At 74.6% G+C, this 17,498-nt stretch carries 13 protein-coding genes; 10 read left to right on the forward strand and 3 right to left on the reverse strand.

The features are described from left to right. The first annotated feature begins 175 nt into the window (after positions 1–175). Positions 176–2,479 carry an MMPL family transporter gene (locus ACIGW2_RS23925; protein WP_399845678.1) on the forward strand — a complete coding sequence of 768 codons (2,304 nt, stop codon included), beginning with the start codon at positions 176–178 and terminating at the stop codon, positions 2,477–2,479. A gap of 70 nt (positions 2,480–2,549) precedes the next feature. Here ACIGW2_RS23925 and ACIGW2_RS23930 read toward each other — a convergent pair whose 3' ends face one another. Together ACIGW2_RS23930 and ACIGW2_RS23935 are read right to left on the reverse strand one after the other, a co-directional pair. After that, complete coding sequence (locus ACIGW2_RS23930; RefSeq protein ID WP_356072675.1) at positions 2,550–2,747, reverse strand: MarR family transcriptional regulator; 198 nt, start codon at positions 2,745–2,747, stop codon at positions 2,550–2,552. 236 nt (positions 2,748–2,983) lie between these two features. Next, a complete protein-coding gene (locus ACIGW2_RS23935; protein ID WP_399845682.1) occupies positions 2,984–3,916 on the reverse strand; it encodes a sugar phosphate isomerase/epimerase family protein in 933 nt (310 codons plus the stop codon). A 150-nt stretch (positions 3,917–4,066) separates the two neighbouring features. Here ACIGW2_RS23935 and iolC point away from each other — a divergent pair, with 150 nt between their 5' ends. From iolC to ACIGW2_RS23970, 7 genes are all read left to right on the forward strand, one after another. Next, the gene (gene iolC, locus ACIGW2_RS23940; protein ID WP_399845686.1) at positions 4,067–5,083 is read left to right on the forward strand and encodes a 5-dehydro-2-deoxygluconokinase; all 1,017 of its coding nucleotides are present in this window, start codon (positions 4,067–4,069) and stop codon (positions 5,081–5,083) included. A 30-nt stretch (positions 5,084–5,113) separates the two neighbouring features. Continuing rightward, entirely contained in the window at positions 5,114–5,944 is an 831-nt protein-coding gene (gene iolB / locus ACIGW2_RS23945) for a 5-deoxy-glucuronate isomerase (protein WP_391655605.1), read from the forward strand. Beyond that, the gene (gene iolD / locus ACIGW2_RS23950; protein ID WP_391655604.1) at positions 5,941–7,821 is read left to right on the forward strand and encodes a 3D-(3,5/4)-trihydroxycyclohexane-1,2-dione acylhydrolase (decyclizing); all 1,881 of its coding nucleotides are present in this window, start codon (positions 5,941–5,943) and stop codon (positions 7,819–7,821) included. The genes iolB and iolD overlap by 4 nt, the downstream gene beginning before the upstream one ends. Before the next feature lie 14 nt (positions 7,822–7,835). Further along, on the forward strand, positions 7,836–9,338 hold the full coding sequence (gene mmsA / locus ACIGW2_RS23955) for a CoA-acylating methylmalonate-semialdehyde dehydrogenase (RefSeq protein WP_399845691.1): 1,503 nt from the start codon (positions 7,836–7,838) through the stop codon (positions 9,336–9,338). 75 nt (positions 9,339–9,413) lie between these two features. Further along, complete coding sequence (locus ACIGW2_RS23960) at positions 9,414–10,070, forward strand: DUF4291 domain-containing protein (protein WP_399845694.1); 657 nt, start codon at positions 9,414–9,416, stop codon at positions 10,068–10,070. Between the two features lie 121 nt (positions 10,071–10,191). Continuing rightward, positions 10,192–12,912, forward strand: a complete 2,721-nt coding sequence (locus ACIGW2_RS23965; protein WP_391655601.1) for an alpha/beta fold hydrolase — start codon at positions 10,192–10,194, stop codon at positions 12,910–12,912. Then, positions 12,909–13,814 (forward strand): ABC transporter permease, encoded by a 906-nt coding sequence (locus tag ACIGW2_RS23970; RefSeq protein WP_399845698.1) that lies wholly within the window; start codon positions 12,909–12,911, stop codon positions 13,812–13,814. The genes ACIGW2_RS23965 and ACIGW2_RS23970 overlap by 4 nt, the downstream gene beginning before the upstream one ends. A gap of 28 nt (positions 13,815–13,842) precedes the next feature. On the opposite strand, the gene ACIGW2_RS23975 is transcribed toward ACIGW2_RS23970, so the two are convergent. Continuing rightward, positions 13,843–14,553: a DNA-binding response regulator gene (locus ACIGW2_RS23975; protein WP_391655599.1), complete on the reverse strand. Its 711-nt coding sequence runs from the start codon at positions 14,551–14,553 to the stop codon at positions 13,843–13,845. Positions 14,554–14,789: 236 nt separating this feature from the next. Between ACIGW2_RS23975 and ACIGW2_RS23980 the strand changes: the two genes are divergently transcribed. Both ACIGW2_RS23980 and ACIGW2_RS23985 read left to right on the forward strand, forming a co-directional pair. Further along, positions 14,790–16,364 (forward strand): von Willebrand factor type A domain-containing protein, encoded by a 1,575-nt coding sequence (locus ACIGW2_RS23980; protein ID WP_399845702.1) that lies wholly within the window; start codon positions 14,790–14,792, stop codon positions 16,362–16,364. Positions 16,365–16,724: 360 nt separating this feature from the next. After that, on the forward strand, positions 16,725–17,384 hold the full coding sequence (locus ACIGW2_RS23985) for a ScbR family autoregulator-binding transcription factor (RefSeq protein WP_399845704.1): 660 nt from the start codon (positions 16,725–16,727) through the stop codon (positions 17,382–17,384). Positions 17,385–17,498: the final 114 nt, after the last annotated feature.

Below are 17,498 nucleotides of genomic sequence, written 5' to 3' on the forward strand. Positions count from 1 at the left end.
CTGTCCACAGCCTCCCTCGACTGTTTGACAAACGCGAGAGGTCGCTCGCATTCTTGAAAAACGCGAGAGATCACTCGTGTTTGCCAGCGTATGGCAATGATCGACCCCTGCGCATGTCCGCACGCTTCGCCTGCGGCCCACCGCGCACGGGTCACGGTGAAGGGGACACCGCCTCATGGCCGAAGTCAAGAAAGCCCTGCCCACGGGGGGTGGGCCCGGCCGCTGGACCCGGCTGGTGACCGCCCGGCCGCGGCTGTCACTGCTCGTCGCCCTCGTCCTCACCGCGCTCGCGGTGCTGGCCGGCGGCGGGGTCGCCGACCGGATGGGCAGCGGGGGCTGGGAGGACCCGGACGCCGAGTCCACCCGCGCCCTGCAGGTCCTGGAGCGCGAGTTCCCCGCCTCCCAGCCCAATGTGCTGCTCCTGGTCGACGCCGGCCCCGCCGGGGTCGACGCCCCCGCGGCCGCCGCCGAGGGCCGCCGGCTAGCCGAGCTGCTCGACGCCCGCGAGGGCGTCGACGGCGTCGTCTCCTACTGGCAGACCGGCTCCCCGGCCCTGCGCTCGAAGGACGGCCGGCAGGCCCTGGTCGCCGCCCGCATCGACGGCGAGGAGAAGGCCGCCGGCGCGGTCCTCCAGCGCATCGCCCCCGAGTTCCGCGGCACCCACGGGCCCCTCGAGGTCTCCGTCGGCGGCCCGCTCGCGGTTCGCCACGAGATGCAGACGATCATCCAGGAGGACCTGCTCAGGGCCGAGCTGATCGCCCTGCCCATCACCCTCGTGCTGCTCGTCATGGTCTTCGGCAGCGCCGTCGCCGCCGTGCTCCCGCTCGGCATCGGCATCGTCGCCATCCTCGGCACCAACGCGGTGCTGCGCGGCATCACCGAGTTCACCGACGTCTCCGTCTTCGCCCAGAACCTCACCACCGCCCTCGGCCTCGGACTCGCCATCGACTACGCCCTGTTCGTGGTCCGGCGCTATCGCGAGGAGCTGGCCGGCGGCGCCGACACCCGCACCGCCGTCGCCACCACGCTGCGCACCGCCGGCCGGACCGTGCTCTTCTCGGCCCTCACCGTCGCCGTCTCGCTCGCCGCGATGCTGGTCTTCCCGCAGTACTTCCTGCGCTCCTTCGCCTACGCGGGCATCGCCGTCGTCCTGCTCGCCGCCGCGGCCGCCCTGATCCTGCTGCCCGCCGCGCTGCTGCTGCTCGGCGACCGGGTCAACGCCCTGGACCTGCGCCGGGCCTTCCGCCGGCGGCCCGCCACCGGCGAGGGCCGGCCGGAGGGCGCCGGCTGGGGGCGGGCGGCCGCCCTCGTCATGCGGCGGGCGCCGTGGTTCGCCGTCGCCACCGCCACCGGCCTGGTGCTGCTCGGACTGCCCTTCCTGGGCGTGCGGTTCGGCACCGCCGACGACCGCCAGCTGCCCGCCACCGCCGAGTCCCGGGTCGTCCAGGACCAGCTCCGCGAGGTCTTCCCCGGCAGCCCCGGCGGCGCGCTCACCGTCCTCGCCGAGGGTCCGGCCGGCGCCGCGCAGTACGAGGGCTACCGCACCCGGATCGAGGCCCTCGACGGGGTCGCCCGGGTCGACGGACCGGCCGTCGCCGGCACCGGCGGCCGCGCCCTCGCCACCTACACGGTCGTCCCCGAGGGCGAGGCGGTCGGCCCCGCGGCCCAGCGCCTGGTCGGCGAACTGCGCGCCGAGGACGCCCCCTTCGCCACCTCCGTGACCGGCGCCGCCGCCGTCCTCGTCGACTCCAAGGACGCCATCGGCGAGCGCCTGCCCTGGGCCGCGGCCGTCATCGTCCTCGTCACCCTGGTCCTGGTCTTCCTGCTCACCGGAAGCGTCGTCGTCCCGGTCCAGGCCGTCGTGCTCAACGCCCTCAGCCTGACCGCCATGTTCGGCGCCGTGGTCTGGGTCTTCCAGGACGGACACCTCTCCGGGCTCCTCGGCTTCACCGCCACCGGCGACATCGAGACCACCCTGCCGGTCCTCATGTTCTGCGTGGCCTTCGGACTCTCCATGGACTACGGGGTGTTCCTGCTCTCCCGCATCAAGGAGGAGTACGACGCCACCGGCGACCACGAGGCCGCCGTCCGGCACGGACTGCGCCGCACCGGCGGGCTGATCACCGCGGCCGCCGTCATCCTGGCCGTCGTCATGGTCGCCATCGGCACCAGCCGGGTCACCAACACCAAGATGCTGGGCCTCGGCGTGGCCCTCGCCGTCCTCATGGACGCCATGGTGGTGCGCAGCCTGCTCGTGCCGGCCGTGATGAAGCTGACCGGCCGCCTCACCTGGTGGGCGCCCGCGCCGCTGCGCCGGCTCCACGCCCGCTTCGGCATCAGCGAGGGCGGCATACCGCAGGCGCCCGCTGCTGCGGCGGGCGCCGCCCACGGCACCGGAAAGGCCACCGGGAAGCTCACCGGAGACAGCACCGGAAGCGCCGCCGGGAGCGAACCCGCGAAGGAGAGCGTCGGCGGATGACCGAGGCCCCGCACCGCGCGGGGGCGCGGTGCGGGGCCTCGGGTTCCCTCGGGAGGGGCGGGGGCCGGGCTCAGTCCCGGCGGCTCCGGTTCCCCGGCCGGTTCGCGACCCAGGTGCGGATGGTGTCCGGGTACCAGTAGGGCTTGCCCGACTCCACGTGGTCGGGCACGGGCAGCAGTCCGTGCTTCCGGTAGGAGCGGACGGTGTCCGGCTGCACCTTGATGTGCGCGGCGATGTCCTTGTACGACCAGAGCCTTCTGTCCGTCATGGCGTGGCACCTCTCCTGCGTGTCCGGCAGGGCGGCGGGGGCGCCGTCGGGGGAGCTGCCGGACGTCACTGGTGATCACGGGGTGATCACTGGGCCTGTGCCCCGGCCGGCGGCCCCTTCCGACGGGAGGAGGGCGTCTGTCGACCGCCTGTGACGGAAAGCCCGCGTAACGGAGACAAGCGTGACGAAGGAGCGACGGACGTGACGAAAGTGACGCACGGTCGGAGAGGAGGACGTCAGACCCCGCAGGAGCGCAGATAGCGCCGGGTGCGCTCCGCGATGGGATAGGGGGTGTCCGGCTCGCAGGGGTACATGTCCTGCTCCACGATCGCGAACAGGTCCACGCCCAGGGCCCGGGCCGCGTCGAGCACCGGCTCCAGGGCCGGCACCCCGGCCGGCGGCTCGCACATCACGCCCTGGGCCACCGCCGGGCCGAAGGGCAACTCCTCGGCCACCACCCGGGCGAGCACCGCCGGGTCGACCTGCTTGAGGTGGAGGTAGCCGATCCGCTCGCCGTAGGTCTCGATCAGCTTCACGCTGTCGCCGCCGCAGTAGGCGTAGTGCCCGGTGTCCAGGCACAGTGCGACCAGATCGGGATCGGTGGCGTCGAGGAAGCGGGTGACGTTCTCCTCGCTGTCGAGGTGGGTGTCGGCGTGCGGATGGACCACGATCCGCAGGCCGTAGCGCTCCCGCACCTCGTGGCCGAGGCGTTCGGTCAGGCCGGTCAGCTGCTTCCACTGCGCTGCCGTCAGGGAGCGGTCCTCCAGGACCTCGCCGGTGCGGTCGTCCCGCCAGAAGGAGGGGATCACGACGAGGTGTTCGGCGCCCATGGCCTGGGCCAGCGCCGCGTTCTCGGCGACGTGCGCCCAGGTGCGGTCCCACACGTCCGGACCGTGGTGCAGCCCGGTGAACACGGTCGCCGCCGAGACCTTCAAACCCCGGCTGCCGGTCTCCTCGGCGAGCAGCCCCGGATCGGTGGGCAGATAGCCGTACGGGCCGAGCTCGATCCACCGGTAGCCGGCGCCCGCCACCTCGTCCAGGAAGCGCTGCCACGGCACCTGTCGCGGATCGTCGGGGAACCACACCCCCCACGAATCCGGGGCGGAGCCGACCCGGATCCGGGACGGCCGCGGGGACGACGAGGACGGGAGGGGTGACGGATTCGTCATGAATGCCACCTTGAGGCGGACTCGGGAGGGCGTCAAGACGGCGTCCGGCAGCCGGTCCGGATGTCAGGACATGTCGTTGACATGGCCGGGGGCCGTGGATAGACCTGAGGACATGATCCCGGCAGGGCCGAGCCGAGAGGGGACGAGCCGATGACGGCGGACCCGGAGCACCCCCGGGAGGACCCGGTCCCCCACGACCTGATCGCCATGGGCCGCCTCGGCGTGGACCTCTACCCCCTGCAGAGCGGTGTGGGGCTGGCGGAGGTGGAGACCTTCGGGAAGTTCCTCGGCGGCTCCCCGGCCAACGTGGCCGTCGCCGCCGCCCGGCTCGGCTGCCGCACCGCCCTGATCAGCCGGACCGGCGCCGACCCCTTCGGCGCCTACCTGCGCCGCGAGCTGCGGGCCTTCGGGGTGGACGCCCGCTGGGTCACCGAGGTGTCGGCCCACCCCACCCCCGTCACCTTCTGCGAGATCTTCCCGCCCGACCACTTCCCGATCCACTTCTACCGCCGCCCCAAGGCCCCCGACCTGGAGATCCACCCCCACGAGCTGGACCTCCCCGCGCTGCGGGCGGCCCGCGCGCTGTGGGTCACCGGCACCGGGCTGAGCGCCGAGCCCAGCCGCGCCGCGACCCTCGCGGCGCTGTGCGAACGGGCCGCCGCGGCCGGGCCCGGCACGCTCACCGTGCTCGACCTCGACTGGCGCCCCGCCCTCTGGGACGCCCCCGACGAGGCCGGGCCGCTCTACGCGGAGGCGCTGCGGCACGCGACCGTCGCGGTCGGCAACCTCGACGAGTGCGAGGTCGCCACCGGCGAGCGCGAGCCGTACGCCGCCGCCCGCGCGCTGCTCGCCGCCGGCGTCCGGCTCGCCGTCGTCAAACAGGGCCCCAAGGGCGTCCTCGCGCTCGCCGCCGACGGCACCGCGGCCGAGGTCCCACCGCTGCCCGTCACGGTGGTCAACGGCCTCGGCGCCGGCGACGCCTTCGGCGGCGCGCTCGCCCACGGGCTGCTCGCCGGCCTCGACCCGGAGACGGTGCTGCGCCGGGCCAACGCGGCCGGCGCGATCGTGGCCGGCCGGCTCGCCTGCTCGCTCGCCATGCCGTACGCCGAGGAGATCGACCACGCCCTGGCCACCGGCGACGCCTCCATCCCGGAGCGCCCCCGGTGAGCCGGCCGGACAACGGGTAGGCACCTGACCATGGACTCCACGCCCTCCCTCCACCTCCCCGCCGGCTCGGCCGCCCGCGGCCCGTACGCCCTGGACGTCGACCCCGAGCGGGCCGGCTGGACGCACAGCGCGCTGCGGGTGCTCGACCTGCCGCCCGGCGGCGGCCACGCGTTCGAGACCGGGAACAGCGAATGGGTGGTGCTTCCGCTGTCCGGGGGCGGTACGGTGCGCGTCGACGGGGAAATCCTCGAACTCGTGGGCCGCGAAAGCCCGTTCGACGGGGTCTCGGACTTCGCCTACCTACCCAGGGACGCCCACGCCCAGATCGCCTCCGGTGCGGGAGGCCGCTTCGCTTTGGCAGGAGCGAAGTGCGAGCGACGACTCCCCGCACGCTACGGCCCCGCGCCGGAGGTCCCCGTCGAGACCCGCGGCAGCGGCAACCGCGCCCGAGAGGTGCGCAACTTCGCCGCGGCCTCGGCCTTCGCCTGCGACCGGCTGATCGCCGTCGAGGTGATCACCCCCGGCGGCAACTGGTCCTCCTATCCGCCGCACAAGCACGACGAGCACCGCCCCGGCACCGAGTCCGTCCTGGAGGAGATCTACTACTACGAGGTCTCCGCCCCGCCCGGCGGCCCGCCGGGCTACGGCTACCAGCGGATCACCCCCTCCCGCCCCGGCGGCGCCGAACTCCTCGCCGAGGTGCGCACCGGCGACGCCGTCCTCGTCCCCGACGGCTGGCACGGCCCCTCGATCGCCCAGCCCGGGCACCCGCTCTACTACCTCAACGTCATGGCCGGACCCGGCCCCGAACGGGAGTGGCGGATCAGCTTCCACCCCGACCACACGGAGGGATACCGGTGACCCGGCTGACCGTCGCCCAGGCCCTGGTGCGCTTCCTCGCCGCCCAGCACACCGAGCGCGACGGCGTGCGGCAACGGCTGATCACCGCCACCTGGGGCATCTTCGGCCACGGCAACGTCGCCGGGATCGGCCAGGCGCTCGTCGAGTACGCCGACCTCATGCCGTACCACCAGGGACGCAACGAACAGGCCATGGTGCACGCGGCCGTCGGCCACGCCCGGCAGCACCGCCGGCTGAGCGCGCAGGCCGTCACCACGTCCATCGGCCCCGGCGCCACCAACCTCGTCACCGGCGCCGCGCTCGCCACCATCAACCACCTGCCCGTCCTGCTGCTGCCCGGCGACACCTTCGCCGGCCGCCCCGCCGACCCCGTCCTCCAGCAGCTCCAGCTCCCGTACGCGGGCGACGTCTCCGTCAACGACTGCCTGCGCCCCGTCTCCCGCTACTTCGACCGGATCACCCGCCCCGAGGCCCTGGTCCCGGCCGCGCTCGCCGCCGTCCGGGTGCTCACCGACCCCGCCGAGACCGGCGCCGTCACCCTCGCGCTGCCGCAGGACGTGCAGGCCGAGGCGTACGACTGGCCCGAGGAGTTCTTCGCCGAGCGGGTCTGGCGGGTCCGCCGCCCCTCCCCTGACGAGGACGAACTGACCGCGGCGGCCGAGGCCGTCGCCCGCGCCGCCCGTCCGCTGATCGTCGCCGGCGGCGGCGTCCGCCACAGCGCGGCCGAGGAGGCCCTCTCCGACCTCGCCGCCCGGACCGGCATCCCGGTCGCCTCCACCCAGGCCGGCAAGGGAGCGCTGCCGCACACCCACCCCCAGGACGTCGGCGGCATCGGCCACACCGGCACCGCCGTCGCCGACCACCTGGCCCGCACCGCCGACGTGGTCATCGGCGTCGGCACCCGCTGGACCGACTTCACCACCGCCTCCGGCACCCTCTTCGGCCACCCCGACGTGCGGTTCGTCAACCTCAACATCACCTCCTTCGACTCCCACAAGATGGCGGCCCTCCCGCTCGTCGCCGACGCCCGCGAGGGCCTGGAACAGCTCCACGCCTTCCTGGAGCAGCACCACGTCCCCGCGCACTACGTCCACGAGTACGCCGAGGAGAAGCACCGCTGGGACACCCGCGTCGCCGCCGCCTACGCCGCCCCCGACGAGACCGCCCGCCCCACCCAGGCCCAGGTCCTCGGCGCACTCGACACCCTGGTCACCGCCGACGACATCCTGATCAACGCCGCCGGCTCGCTCCCCGGCGACCTCCACAAGCTGTGGCGCGCCCGCTCCGCCGACCAGTACCACGTCGAGTACGGCTACTCCTGCATGGGCTACGAGATCCCGGCGGCCGTCGGCGTCGCCCTCGCCGCCCCCGGCCGGCCCGTCTGGGCCCTCGTCGGCGACGGGACGTACCTGATGAACCCCACCGAAATCGTCACCGCCGTCCAGGAGGAGCTGCCGATCAAGCTGGTGATCCTCGACAACCACGGCTACGCCTCCATCGGCGGCCTCTCGGAGGCCGTCGGCGCCGAGCGCTTCGGCACCGACTACCGCTTCCGCGACCGGTCCGCCGGCGCCGCGGGCGCCTTCACCGGCCCGCCGCTCCCCGTCGACCTCGCCGCCAACGCCGCCTCCCTCGGCATGCGGGTGCTCCACCCCCGCACCGTGCGTGACCTGCGGGAAGCCCTCGCGGACGCACGGGAGGCCACGGTTCCCACATGTGTCTACGTGGAGACCGAAACGGGCGACAGTGTGTCGGGCCCGCCCCCCGCCCAGGCGTGGTGGGATGTGCCCGTGGCCGCGACCTCGACCCGCCCGTCGGCGATCAAGGCCCGCGAGGAGTACGACCGGCACGTCACCGCCCGACGCCGCCATCCCTGAAGGAGTAACTCGTCATGACGAAGACCGTCCACCACTGGATCGGTGGCAAGACCGTCGAGGGAACCTCGGGCAACTGGGGCCCGGTCACCGACCCGGCCACCGGCGCCGTCACCACGCAGGTCGCGCTCGCCTCCGCCGACGAGGTCGACGCGGCGGTCGCCGCCGCCAAGGCCGCCTTCGCCACCTGGGGCACCTCCTCGCTGGCCCAGCGCACCACGATCCTCTTCCGCTTCCGCGCGCTGCTCGACGCCAATCGCGACGCCATCGCCGAGCTGATCGTCGCCGAGCACGGCAAGGTGCACTCCGACGCGCTCGGCGAGGTCGCCCGCGGCCTGGAGATCGTCGACCTGGCCTGCGGCATCACCACCCAGCTCAAGGGCGAGCTGTCCACCCAGGTCTCCCACCGGGTCGACGTGGCCGCCATCCGCCAGCCGGTCGGCGTGGTCGCCGGCATCACCCCGTTCAACTTCCCGGCGATGGTGCCGATGTGGATGTTCCCCCTCGCCATCGCCTGCGGCAACACCTTCGTCCTCAAGCCGAGCGAGAAGGACCCCTCGCCCTCCCTGAAGATCGCCGAACTGCTCGCCGAGGCCGGCCTGCCCGACGGCGTCTTCAACGTCGTGCACGGCGACAAGGTGGCCGTCGACCGCCTCCTGGAGCACCCGGACGTCGCCGCGGTCTCCTTCGTCGGCTCCACCCCGATCGCCCGCCACATCCACACCACCGCATCCGCCAACGGCAAGCGCGTCCAGGCCCTCGGCGGCGCCAAGAACCACATGCTGGTGCTGCCCGACGCCGACCTCGACGCCGCCGCCGACGCGGCCGTCTCCGCGGCCTACGGCTCCGCCGGCGAGCGCTGCATGGCCATCTCCGCCGTCGTCGCGGTCGGCGCCATCGGCGACGAGCTGGTCCAGAAGATCCGCGAGCGCGCCGAGAAGATCAAGATCGGCCCCGGCACCGACCCGACCTCCGAGATGGGCCCGCTCATCACCGCCGCCCACCGCGACAAGGTCGCCTCCTACGTGCACGGCGCCGCGGACGAGGGCTGCGAGGTCGTCCTCGACGGCACCGGCTACACCGTCGACGGCCACGAGAACGGCCACTGGATCGGCCTGTCCCTCCTGGACCACGTGCCGACCACGGCCAAGGCCTACCAGGACGAGATCTTCGGCCCGGTGCTGTGCGTCCTGCGCGCCGAGACCTACGAGGAGGGCGTGGCGCTCATCAACGCCTCGCCGTTCGGCAACGGCACCGCCATCTTCACCCGCGACGGCGGCGCCGCCCGCCGCTTCCAGCTGGAGATCGAGGCCGGCATGGTCGGCGTCAACGTCCCGATCCCGGTCCCCGTCGGCTACCACTCCTTCGGCGGCTGGAAGGACTCGCTCTTCGGCGACCACCACATCTACGGCAACGACGGCGTGCACTTCTACACCCGCGGCAAGGTCGTCACCACCCGCTGGCCGGACCCGGCCGACGCCCCGGCCGGCGTCGACCTCGGCTTCCCGCGCAACCACTGACGGCGCCCGGGCCCGGACCCGGACCGCGACAAAACCGCTGGCCCCCGGGGCGCGTCCCGACGCACCCTGGGGGCCATGCCCGTACCCGAGCCCCTTCCCGGCCCGCTTCCGCCGCACCAGCTCCCGAAGCATCAGATCCGCGCCGCCCACGACGAGTCGACCGTCACCGTCTACCAGGCCTACCGCCCGGAGATCGGTCTGCCGGCCGCCCGCGACGGACGGTTCCCGCCGGTGTGGAAGCGGGACCGGATGACCTGGATCAAGCCCTCGTTCCTGTGGATGATGTACCGCTGCGGCTGGGGCCTGAAGGAGGGCCAGGAGGTCGTCCTCGCCGTCGACGTCCGCCGCGAGGGCTTCGAGTGGGCCCTGCGGCACGCCGAACTCTCCCACTACGTGCGCGGCTTCCACCCCGACCGAGCCACCTGGCAGCGCGACCTCAGGCGCGCCCCCGCCCGCGTCCAGTGGGACCCCGAGCGGGACCTCCACCTGCGCCCGCTGCCCCACCGTTCCCTCCAGCTCGGCCTCGCCGGCGAGGCCTCCCGGCGGTACGCCGACGCGTGGACGGTCGCGATCCGGGACGTGACGCCGCTCGCCCACGAGGTCCACGCGCTCGTCCGCGCCGGGCGCCTCGCCGAAGCGGAGCGGCTGCTGCCGGCGGAACGCCCGTACCCCGTGCCCCCGGGACTCCTCGACCGGGTGGACCCCGCCGGGACGCCCGTGCCCGCGCCCTGAAACGCCCCGCGCCGTACCGCGTCTGGTGTACGTCGACGGCGCCGCGTACGACCGGAGGAGGCCGCCGAGTTCCGACCGGGGCGGCCGGGGCGGGGCCCCCGGCCCGCCTAGGCTCGACGCCATGCAGCTGCGACTTCCCCGCAAGGGCCTGCGGCGGTGGGCCGCGGCCGGCGCCGCGCTCGCCGTGCTCCTCGGCGGCGCCGGAACCTGGACCGCCGTCGCCTCCGACGGGCCCCCGCCCGTGCACCGCGCGGACCGGACGCTCGACCTCGACGGCGTCCGGCTCGACACCTCCTACTTCACCGCGGGCGAGTCCGGCCGCCGCCCCGCCGTGCTCCTCGGCCACGGCTTCGGCGGCTCCAAGGACGACGTCCGCGCCCAGGCCGAACGGCTGGCCCGCCAGGGCTACGCCGTCCTCACCTGGTCCGCGCGCGGCTTCGGCGCCTCCACCGGGCAGATCGGCCTCAACGACCCGGAGCGGGAGGTCAAGGACGTGCGTGGGCTCGTCGACTGGCTCGCCGACCGGCCCGAGGTGCTGCTCGACCGGCCCGGCGACCCGCGCGTCGGCATCACCGGCGCCTCCTACGGCGGGGCGATCGCGCTGCTCGCCGCCGGACACGACCCGCGCGTCGACGCCGTCGCCCCGCAGATCACCTACTGGAACCTCGCCGACGCCCTCTTCCCCCGGGGCGTCTTCAAGAAGCTCTGGTCGGGCATCTTCTTCTCGGCGGGTGCGACGGCCCCACCCGGCACCGCCCCACCCGGCACCGCCCCGGCCGGTTCCACCCCACCGGGCGCCACCCCGAACGGCACCGCTCCCGGCACCTGCGGCCGCTTCAGCCCCGAGGTCTGCGCGCTCTACCAGCGCGTCGCCGTCTCCGGCCGGCCCGACGCCGCCGCGCGTGCCCTCCTGGAGGCCCGCAGCCCCTCCGCCGTCGGCGACCGCATCAAGGTGCCCGCGCTGATCGTCCAGGGGCAGGCCGACTCCCTCTTCACCCTCGACCAGGCCGACGCCATGGCCCGGACCATCGCCGCCAACGGCGCGCCCGTCGCCGTCGACTGGACCGCCGGCGGGCACGACGGCGGCGACCGCGAGACCGACCGCGTCGAGGGCCGGATCGGCGCCTGGTTCGACCGGTACCTCAAGAAGGACGCCGGCGCCGCCACCGGCCCGGCCTTCCGGGTCAGCCGCACCGGCGGCGTGGACTCCACCGACGGCCGCGCCACCCTGCGCGGCGCCACCGCCGACCGCTACCCCGGCCTCGCCGCGGGACCGGTGCGGATCGCCCTGTCCGGACCCGCCGCCGGCGGCCCCGCCGTCCCGCGCCCCTTCGCCAACCCGGCCGGCGCCAACCCGCCCGCGCTGTCCGCCGTGCCCGGCCTCGGCGGCGGACTGGCCCAGCTGTCCTCCCTCGGCGCCGGCCTGTCCCTCGACTTCCCCGGCCAGTTCGCCGCCTTCGACGCCCGGCCGCAGTCCCGGCCGCTGCGGATCACCGGCGCCCCCACCGTCCGGGTCCGGGTCACCTCCACCGCCCCCGACGGCTCGGCCGTCCTCTTCGCCAAGGTGTACGACGTGGGACCGGACGGACGGCAACAGGTGCTGCCCGCCCAGCTCGTCGCCCCGGTCCGGATCGACGGCGCCGCCCACGGCCGCACCGTCGACCTCACCCTCCCGGCGGTCGACCACGAGGTGCCGGCCGGCCACCGGCTGCGCCTGGTGCTCGCCGCGACCGACCTCGGCTACGCCTCGCCGGCCGCCCCCGCCACGTACACCGCCGCCGTCGAGGGCCCGCTGAGCGTGCCGACCGCGCCCGCCGTCACCACCCAGGCCACCGGCCTGCCCTGGTGGGTCTGGGGCCTGCCGCTGCTCGGTCTCGCCCTCGCCGCGGGCCTGGTGCTCACCGCCCGGCGGCGCGCCGCGGCCCCCGCACCGGACCCCGGACTCGCGGGCGTACCCCTCCAGATCACCGGGCTCGGCAAGAAGTACCCCGGCGGCGACCGGTACAGCGTCCGCGAGCTGTCCTTCCGAGTCGAACAGGGTCAGGTCCTCGGACTGCTCGGCCCCAACGGCGCCGGCAAGACCACCACCCTGCGCATGCTGATGGGCCTGATCACCCCCGACGAGGGCGAGATCCGGGTCTTCGGGCACGCGATCCGGCCCGGCGCCCCGGTGCTCTCCCGGGTGGGCGCCTTCGTCGAGGGCGCGGGCTTCCTGCCCCACCTGTCCGGGCGGGAGAACCTGGAGCTCTACTGGGCCGCCACCGGCCGCCCCGCCGAGGACGCCCACGTCGACGAGGCGCTGCGCATCGCCAACCTGGGCGGCGCCCTGGAACGCGCCGTGCGCACCTACTCGCAGGGCATGCGGCAGCGGCTCGCCATCGCCCAGGCCATGCTGGGCCTGCCCGACCTGCTGATCCTGGACGAGCCGACCAACGGGCTCGACCCGCCGCAGATCCGTGAGATGCGGGAGGTGATGATCCGTTACGCGGCCGGCGGCCGGACCGTCATCGTCTCCAGCCATCTGCTCGCCGAGGTCGAACAGTCCTGCACCCACCTCGTGGTGATGGACCGCGGCCGCCTCGTCCAGGCCGGCCCGGTCGGCGAGATCACCGGCAACGGCGACACCCTGCTCGTCACCCTGTCCGGACCGGTGCCGGACCCGGTGGTGGAGAAGCTCGCCGCCGTCCGTACCGAGGCGGGCCTGCTCGTCCCGCTCGACGGCCGGACCGCCACCGAGCTCATCGGCGAACTGGTCCGGCTCGACCTGCCGGTGACCGGCGTCGGACCGCACCGGCGGCTCGAGGACGCGTTCCTGACCCTGATCGGAGGAGAGACGGCATGACCACCGCCACCGACCCGGGCCCCGGGTCCCCCTCCGGGGCCGCCCCCGGGCCCGCCACCGCGACCGCCCCCGGCTACGCGCCGGGCCGCACCCTGCCGCTGCGGGTCGAGGCCCGGCGCCAGCTGGGGCGCCGCCGCACCCTCGTGATGGGCCTGATCCTGGCCGCCCTCCCCTTCGTCCTGATCGTCGCCTTCGCCATCGGCGGCTCCCCGGACGGCGCCGAGAACGGGCGGATCACCCTGATGGACACGGCGACCGCCTCGGCCGCCAACTTCGTCGCCACCTGCCTCTTCGTCTCCGCCGGCTTCCTCCTGGTGATCCCGGTCGCCCTCTTCTGCGGCGACACCGTGGCCTCCGAGGCCGGCTGGTCCTCGCTGCGCTATCTGCTCGCCGCACCGGTGCCGCGCGCCCGGCTGCTGTGGTCCAAGCTCGCGGTGGCCCTCGGCTTCAGCGCCGCCGCGATGCTGCTGCTCCCGCTGGTCGCGCTGGTGGCCGGCACGGTCGCCTACGGCTGGGGGCCGCTGCGGCTGCCCACCGGCGGCGCGCTCCCGGCCGGGGAGTCGCTGCTGCGGATCGGCATCGCCGTCGCCTTCGTCTTCGTCTCCCAACTCGTCACCGCGGGGCTCGCCTTCTGGCTCTCCACCCGCACCGACGCGCCCCTGGGCGCGGTCGGCGGCGCCGTCGGCCTCACCATCATCGGCAACGTCCTCGACGCGGTCACCGCCCTCGGCGACTGGCGCTCCTTCCTGCCGGCCCACTGGCAGTTCTCCTGGATCGACGCGCTCCAGCCGCAGCTGGAGTGGACGGGCATGGCCAAGGGCGCCGCGGTCTCGGTGACCTACGCCCTGGTCCTGTTCGCCCTCGCCTTCCGCGGCTTCTCCCGCAAGGACATCGTGTCCTGAGCCGCCGCGCCGTCCGCGCGGCAGGGTCCTAGATCCACCCCCTCCGGGCCGCTTCCGCCCCCGCGCGGAAGCGGCTCGTCGTGCCCAGGGCCGCCATCAGCTCGCCCACCCGGCGGCTGTACGTCCGCGGAGACATGCCCAGCCGGGCCGCGGCCGTCTCGTCGGTGAGCCCCGCGAGGAGGGCGTCGAGCACGGGGCGGAGCTGCGGGGCGAGCTCGCGGGAGGGGACGGTCAGGCCGGCCAGCTCCTGGCTGGTGTCCCAGGCGGCGTGATGGGCCCGGACCAGGGCCTGGACCACCACCGGGTCGCGGATCAGCAGCAGCCCGTTGTAGAGCAGCTCCAGGTCCAGCGGGACCGCGGCCACCGTGCGGTCCACGACGATCATCTTGAACGGGATGGTCTCGGCGACCCGGGCCCGGCCCGGGACCCGGACCGCCCCCGCCACCTGGGGGAGGGCGTGACGGGGGACGATCCGGCGGACCTCGCCGGCCCGCTCGGCCGCCGCGCGCATGCACGCTCCCGCCAGCTCCAGGAACGGCTCGGGGATCGCGCGCGACACGGAGGCCGCCGGGTCGTCGAAGGTCAGCAACTCGTGCCGCGCGGAGGCCGCGAGGCCCGCGAGCGCGGCACTCACCCGGCGGCTGCCGCGCACCGGGCGCCCCGGCGGACGCTGCGGCTCCGGACCGGCCCGGCCCAACGCCGAACGGGCGAGCAACACGGAGCCCGCTGTCTCTGCCACCGCTGACCACCCCCGCCCGACCGGTGCGTACCACTCCATGTACGCACGCGACTGCGTACGGTGACAACCCCTGTTGACGAGGATGGCGAGTCTCTGCCACGGCAGCGCGCCCCCGCCGCCGTTGCCGCATTGAGATCCTTCCGCAACTCCTTCGTCTGCTCCTTCCGGCCCTCCCGGACGTCACATTCACAAGTGCCGAGCTCCCACGGGGAGATGAGGAAATGGGGGATGTGCCCATGAAGCGGACCACGAGGCGGACCACGCGACGGAGGGCGGGCGGGGCGCTCGCCGGATCGCTCGCCGGTGTCCTGCTGATCGCCGGCTGCGCGGGCGGCGGAGGCGCCACGCGCAGCAGCGCGGAGGACACCCGCGCCGACCGGGGTGCCGCCGCGCCCCAGCGCCCGGGCGCGCCCGACGGGGGCAAGGCGGCGGGGGAGCGGACGCCGGGCACCGACTCCGAGGGCCGGCCCGCGCCCGCCCCCGACCGGCTGTCCACCTTCGCGCTCGACGTCGACACCGCCTCGTACGGCTACGCCCGCCGGGTCCTCGCCGATGGCCGCCTGCCGGCCCCGGGCGACATCCGCCCCGAGGAGTTCGTCAACAGCTTCAAGCCCGACTACCCCCGGCCCCAGGACAACGGCTTCAGCGTCACGGTCGACGGCGCCCGCACCGACGCGCCCGGCTGGTCCCTGGTCCGCGTCGGCCTCGCCACCAGGCCCAGCGAGGGCGAACGTCCGCCCGCCGCCCTCACCTTCGTCGTGGACGTCTCCGGTTCCATGGGCGAGCCGGGCCGGCTCGACCTGGTCAAGGAGTCCCTCGGACTGCTCGCGGACCGGCTCCGCGACGACGACTCCCTCGCGATCGTCACCTTCAGCTCCGAGGCCGAGACCCGGCTCCCGATGACCCGGGTCGGCGCCCACCGCGGCCGCATCCACGAGGTCGTCGACAGCCTGGAGACCAGCTCCTCCACCAATGTGGAGGCGGGCGTCCGCACCGGCTACGACGTCGCCGTCGAGGGCCGCCGCAAGGGCGCCACCAACCGGGTCGTGCTGCTCTCCGACGCCCTCGCCAACACCGGCGACACGGAGGCCGCCGGCATCCTGGAGCGCATCGACACGGAGCGCCGCAGGTACGGCATCACGCTCTTCGGCGTCGGCGTCGGCAGCGACTACGGCGACGCCTTCATGGAGGAGCTCGCCGACAAGGGCGACGGGCACACCACCTACGTGGGCAGCCCCGAGCAGGCCCGCAAGGTCTTCGTCGACCAGCTCCCCGGCCACGTCGAACTGCGCGCCCGCGACGCCAAGGCGCAGGTCGCCTTCGACCCGCGGACCGTCGCGGACTTCAAGCTGATCGGCTACGACAACCGCGCGGTCGCCGACGAGGACTTCCGCGACGACCGGGTGGACGGCGGCGAGGTCGGCGCCGGGCACACCGTCACCGCGCTGTACGCGGTGAAGCTGCGCCCCGGGCAGCGCGGCCGGGTCGCCACCGCCACCGTCCGCTGGCTCGACCCCGCCACCCGCGCCCCGCACGAGCGCTCCGGCACCGTGGACGCCGCCGCGCTCACCGCACCGGTCTGGGGCCCCGGCCACGACAGTCTCCAGCTCACCGCCATCGCCGCCTACTTCGCCGACCGGCTGCGCGAGGGCGGGGTGCCGGGCGCGCCGCCGCTGTCCGCCCTCGCGGCCCGTGCGGGCGCGCTCGCGGACCGGGCCCGCTCGGCCTCCGTGCGGGAGCTGGCCGAGGCCATCCGGCAGGCCGACCGGCTCGGCGGCTCCGCCGACCCGTCCGACCCGTACGCGGACTGAACGGCCCGTACGCGGACCGGCGGCCCCCGGCGGGGGACGGCAAGGTGTGCCGGGCCGGTCGGGTCCGGTATACCGCCCAGGGGACCGGAGGGTCGGTTTTCCGGTCGCCCTGAGTGACGGGCGGGGTTTCCCGACCCGAGGTCAGGTCGGTGCGGTCGGCGCCGACCTGACGTTCTCTTACCCGGACCGATCGGCAAGTCCGCAGGTCAGCGGCGCGCGTTCGGCGACTGGCCGGCTTTCGTGTTCTCTGCGAACAAGGCTTCGGGTATCTTCCAGCTGCCGGAAAATTGGTACCCCAAGGTTTGTTTTCTCGGGCCACCGGGATGCCGGTTCGGGCGCGATGAGAGGGACGTGACTCCCATGGCGAAGCAGGATCGGGCGATCCGTACCCGCAGGGCGATCCTGGAGGCGGCGGCGGCCGTCTTCGACGAGCGGGGCTACGAGGCGGCGAAGCTCTCCGACATCCTGGCGCTCGCCCAGGTCACCAAGGGCGCGCTCTACTTCCACTTCGACTCCAAGGAAGACCTCGCCCACGCGGTGATCGACGCACAGGTCTCCGTCGTGCCCACCCCGCCGCCGCAGACCTGCAAGGTGCAGGAGTTCGTGGACGTCGGCATGGTCTTCGCGCACCGGCTCACCGTGGACCGGGTGCTGAGCGGCAGCGTCCGGCTCACCCTCGACCAGGGCGGCCACGACCTCAACCGCAGCGGCCCCTACCGCGAGTGGACCGACATCAACCTCAGCCTGCTCCGCGAGGCCAAGGCCCAGGGCGAGCTGCTCCCGCACGCCGAGCCCGAGCAGGTGGCCCCGCTGGTGGTCGGCGCCTACGCCGGACTCAACCTGATGACGCACGCCCTGGAGGGCGACCGCTCGTCCATGGAACGCTGGGCCTCCGCGCTCTACCAGCACTTACTGCCCAGCATCGTGGTCCCGGCCGTGCTCACCATGCTCGACCTGGAGCCGGGCCGCGGCGCCCGTGCGCTCGCCCTCTCGGACGAGACCTCCGAACAGACGGCCTAGGGGCCCGCCCGGCGGGCCCTTTCCGCGTGCCCCCCGGACCGCCCTTCCCGCGCGCCCCGAGGCCTCCTTCCGGCCGTCCCCGGCCCGTACCCCGGGCGTCGTGTCGCCGTCACC

The organism is Streptomyces sp. NPDC053541 (assembly GCF_044544705.1).
Classification (GTDB): Bacteria; Actinomycetota; Actinomycetes; order Streptomycetales; family Streptomycetaceae; genus Streptomyces.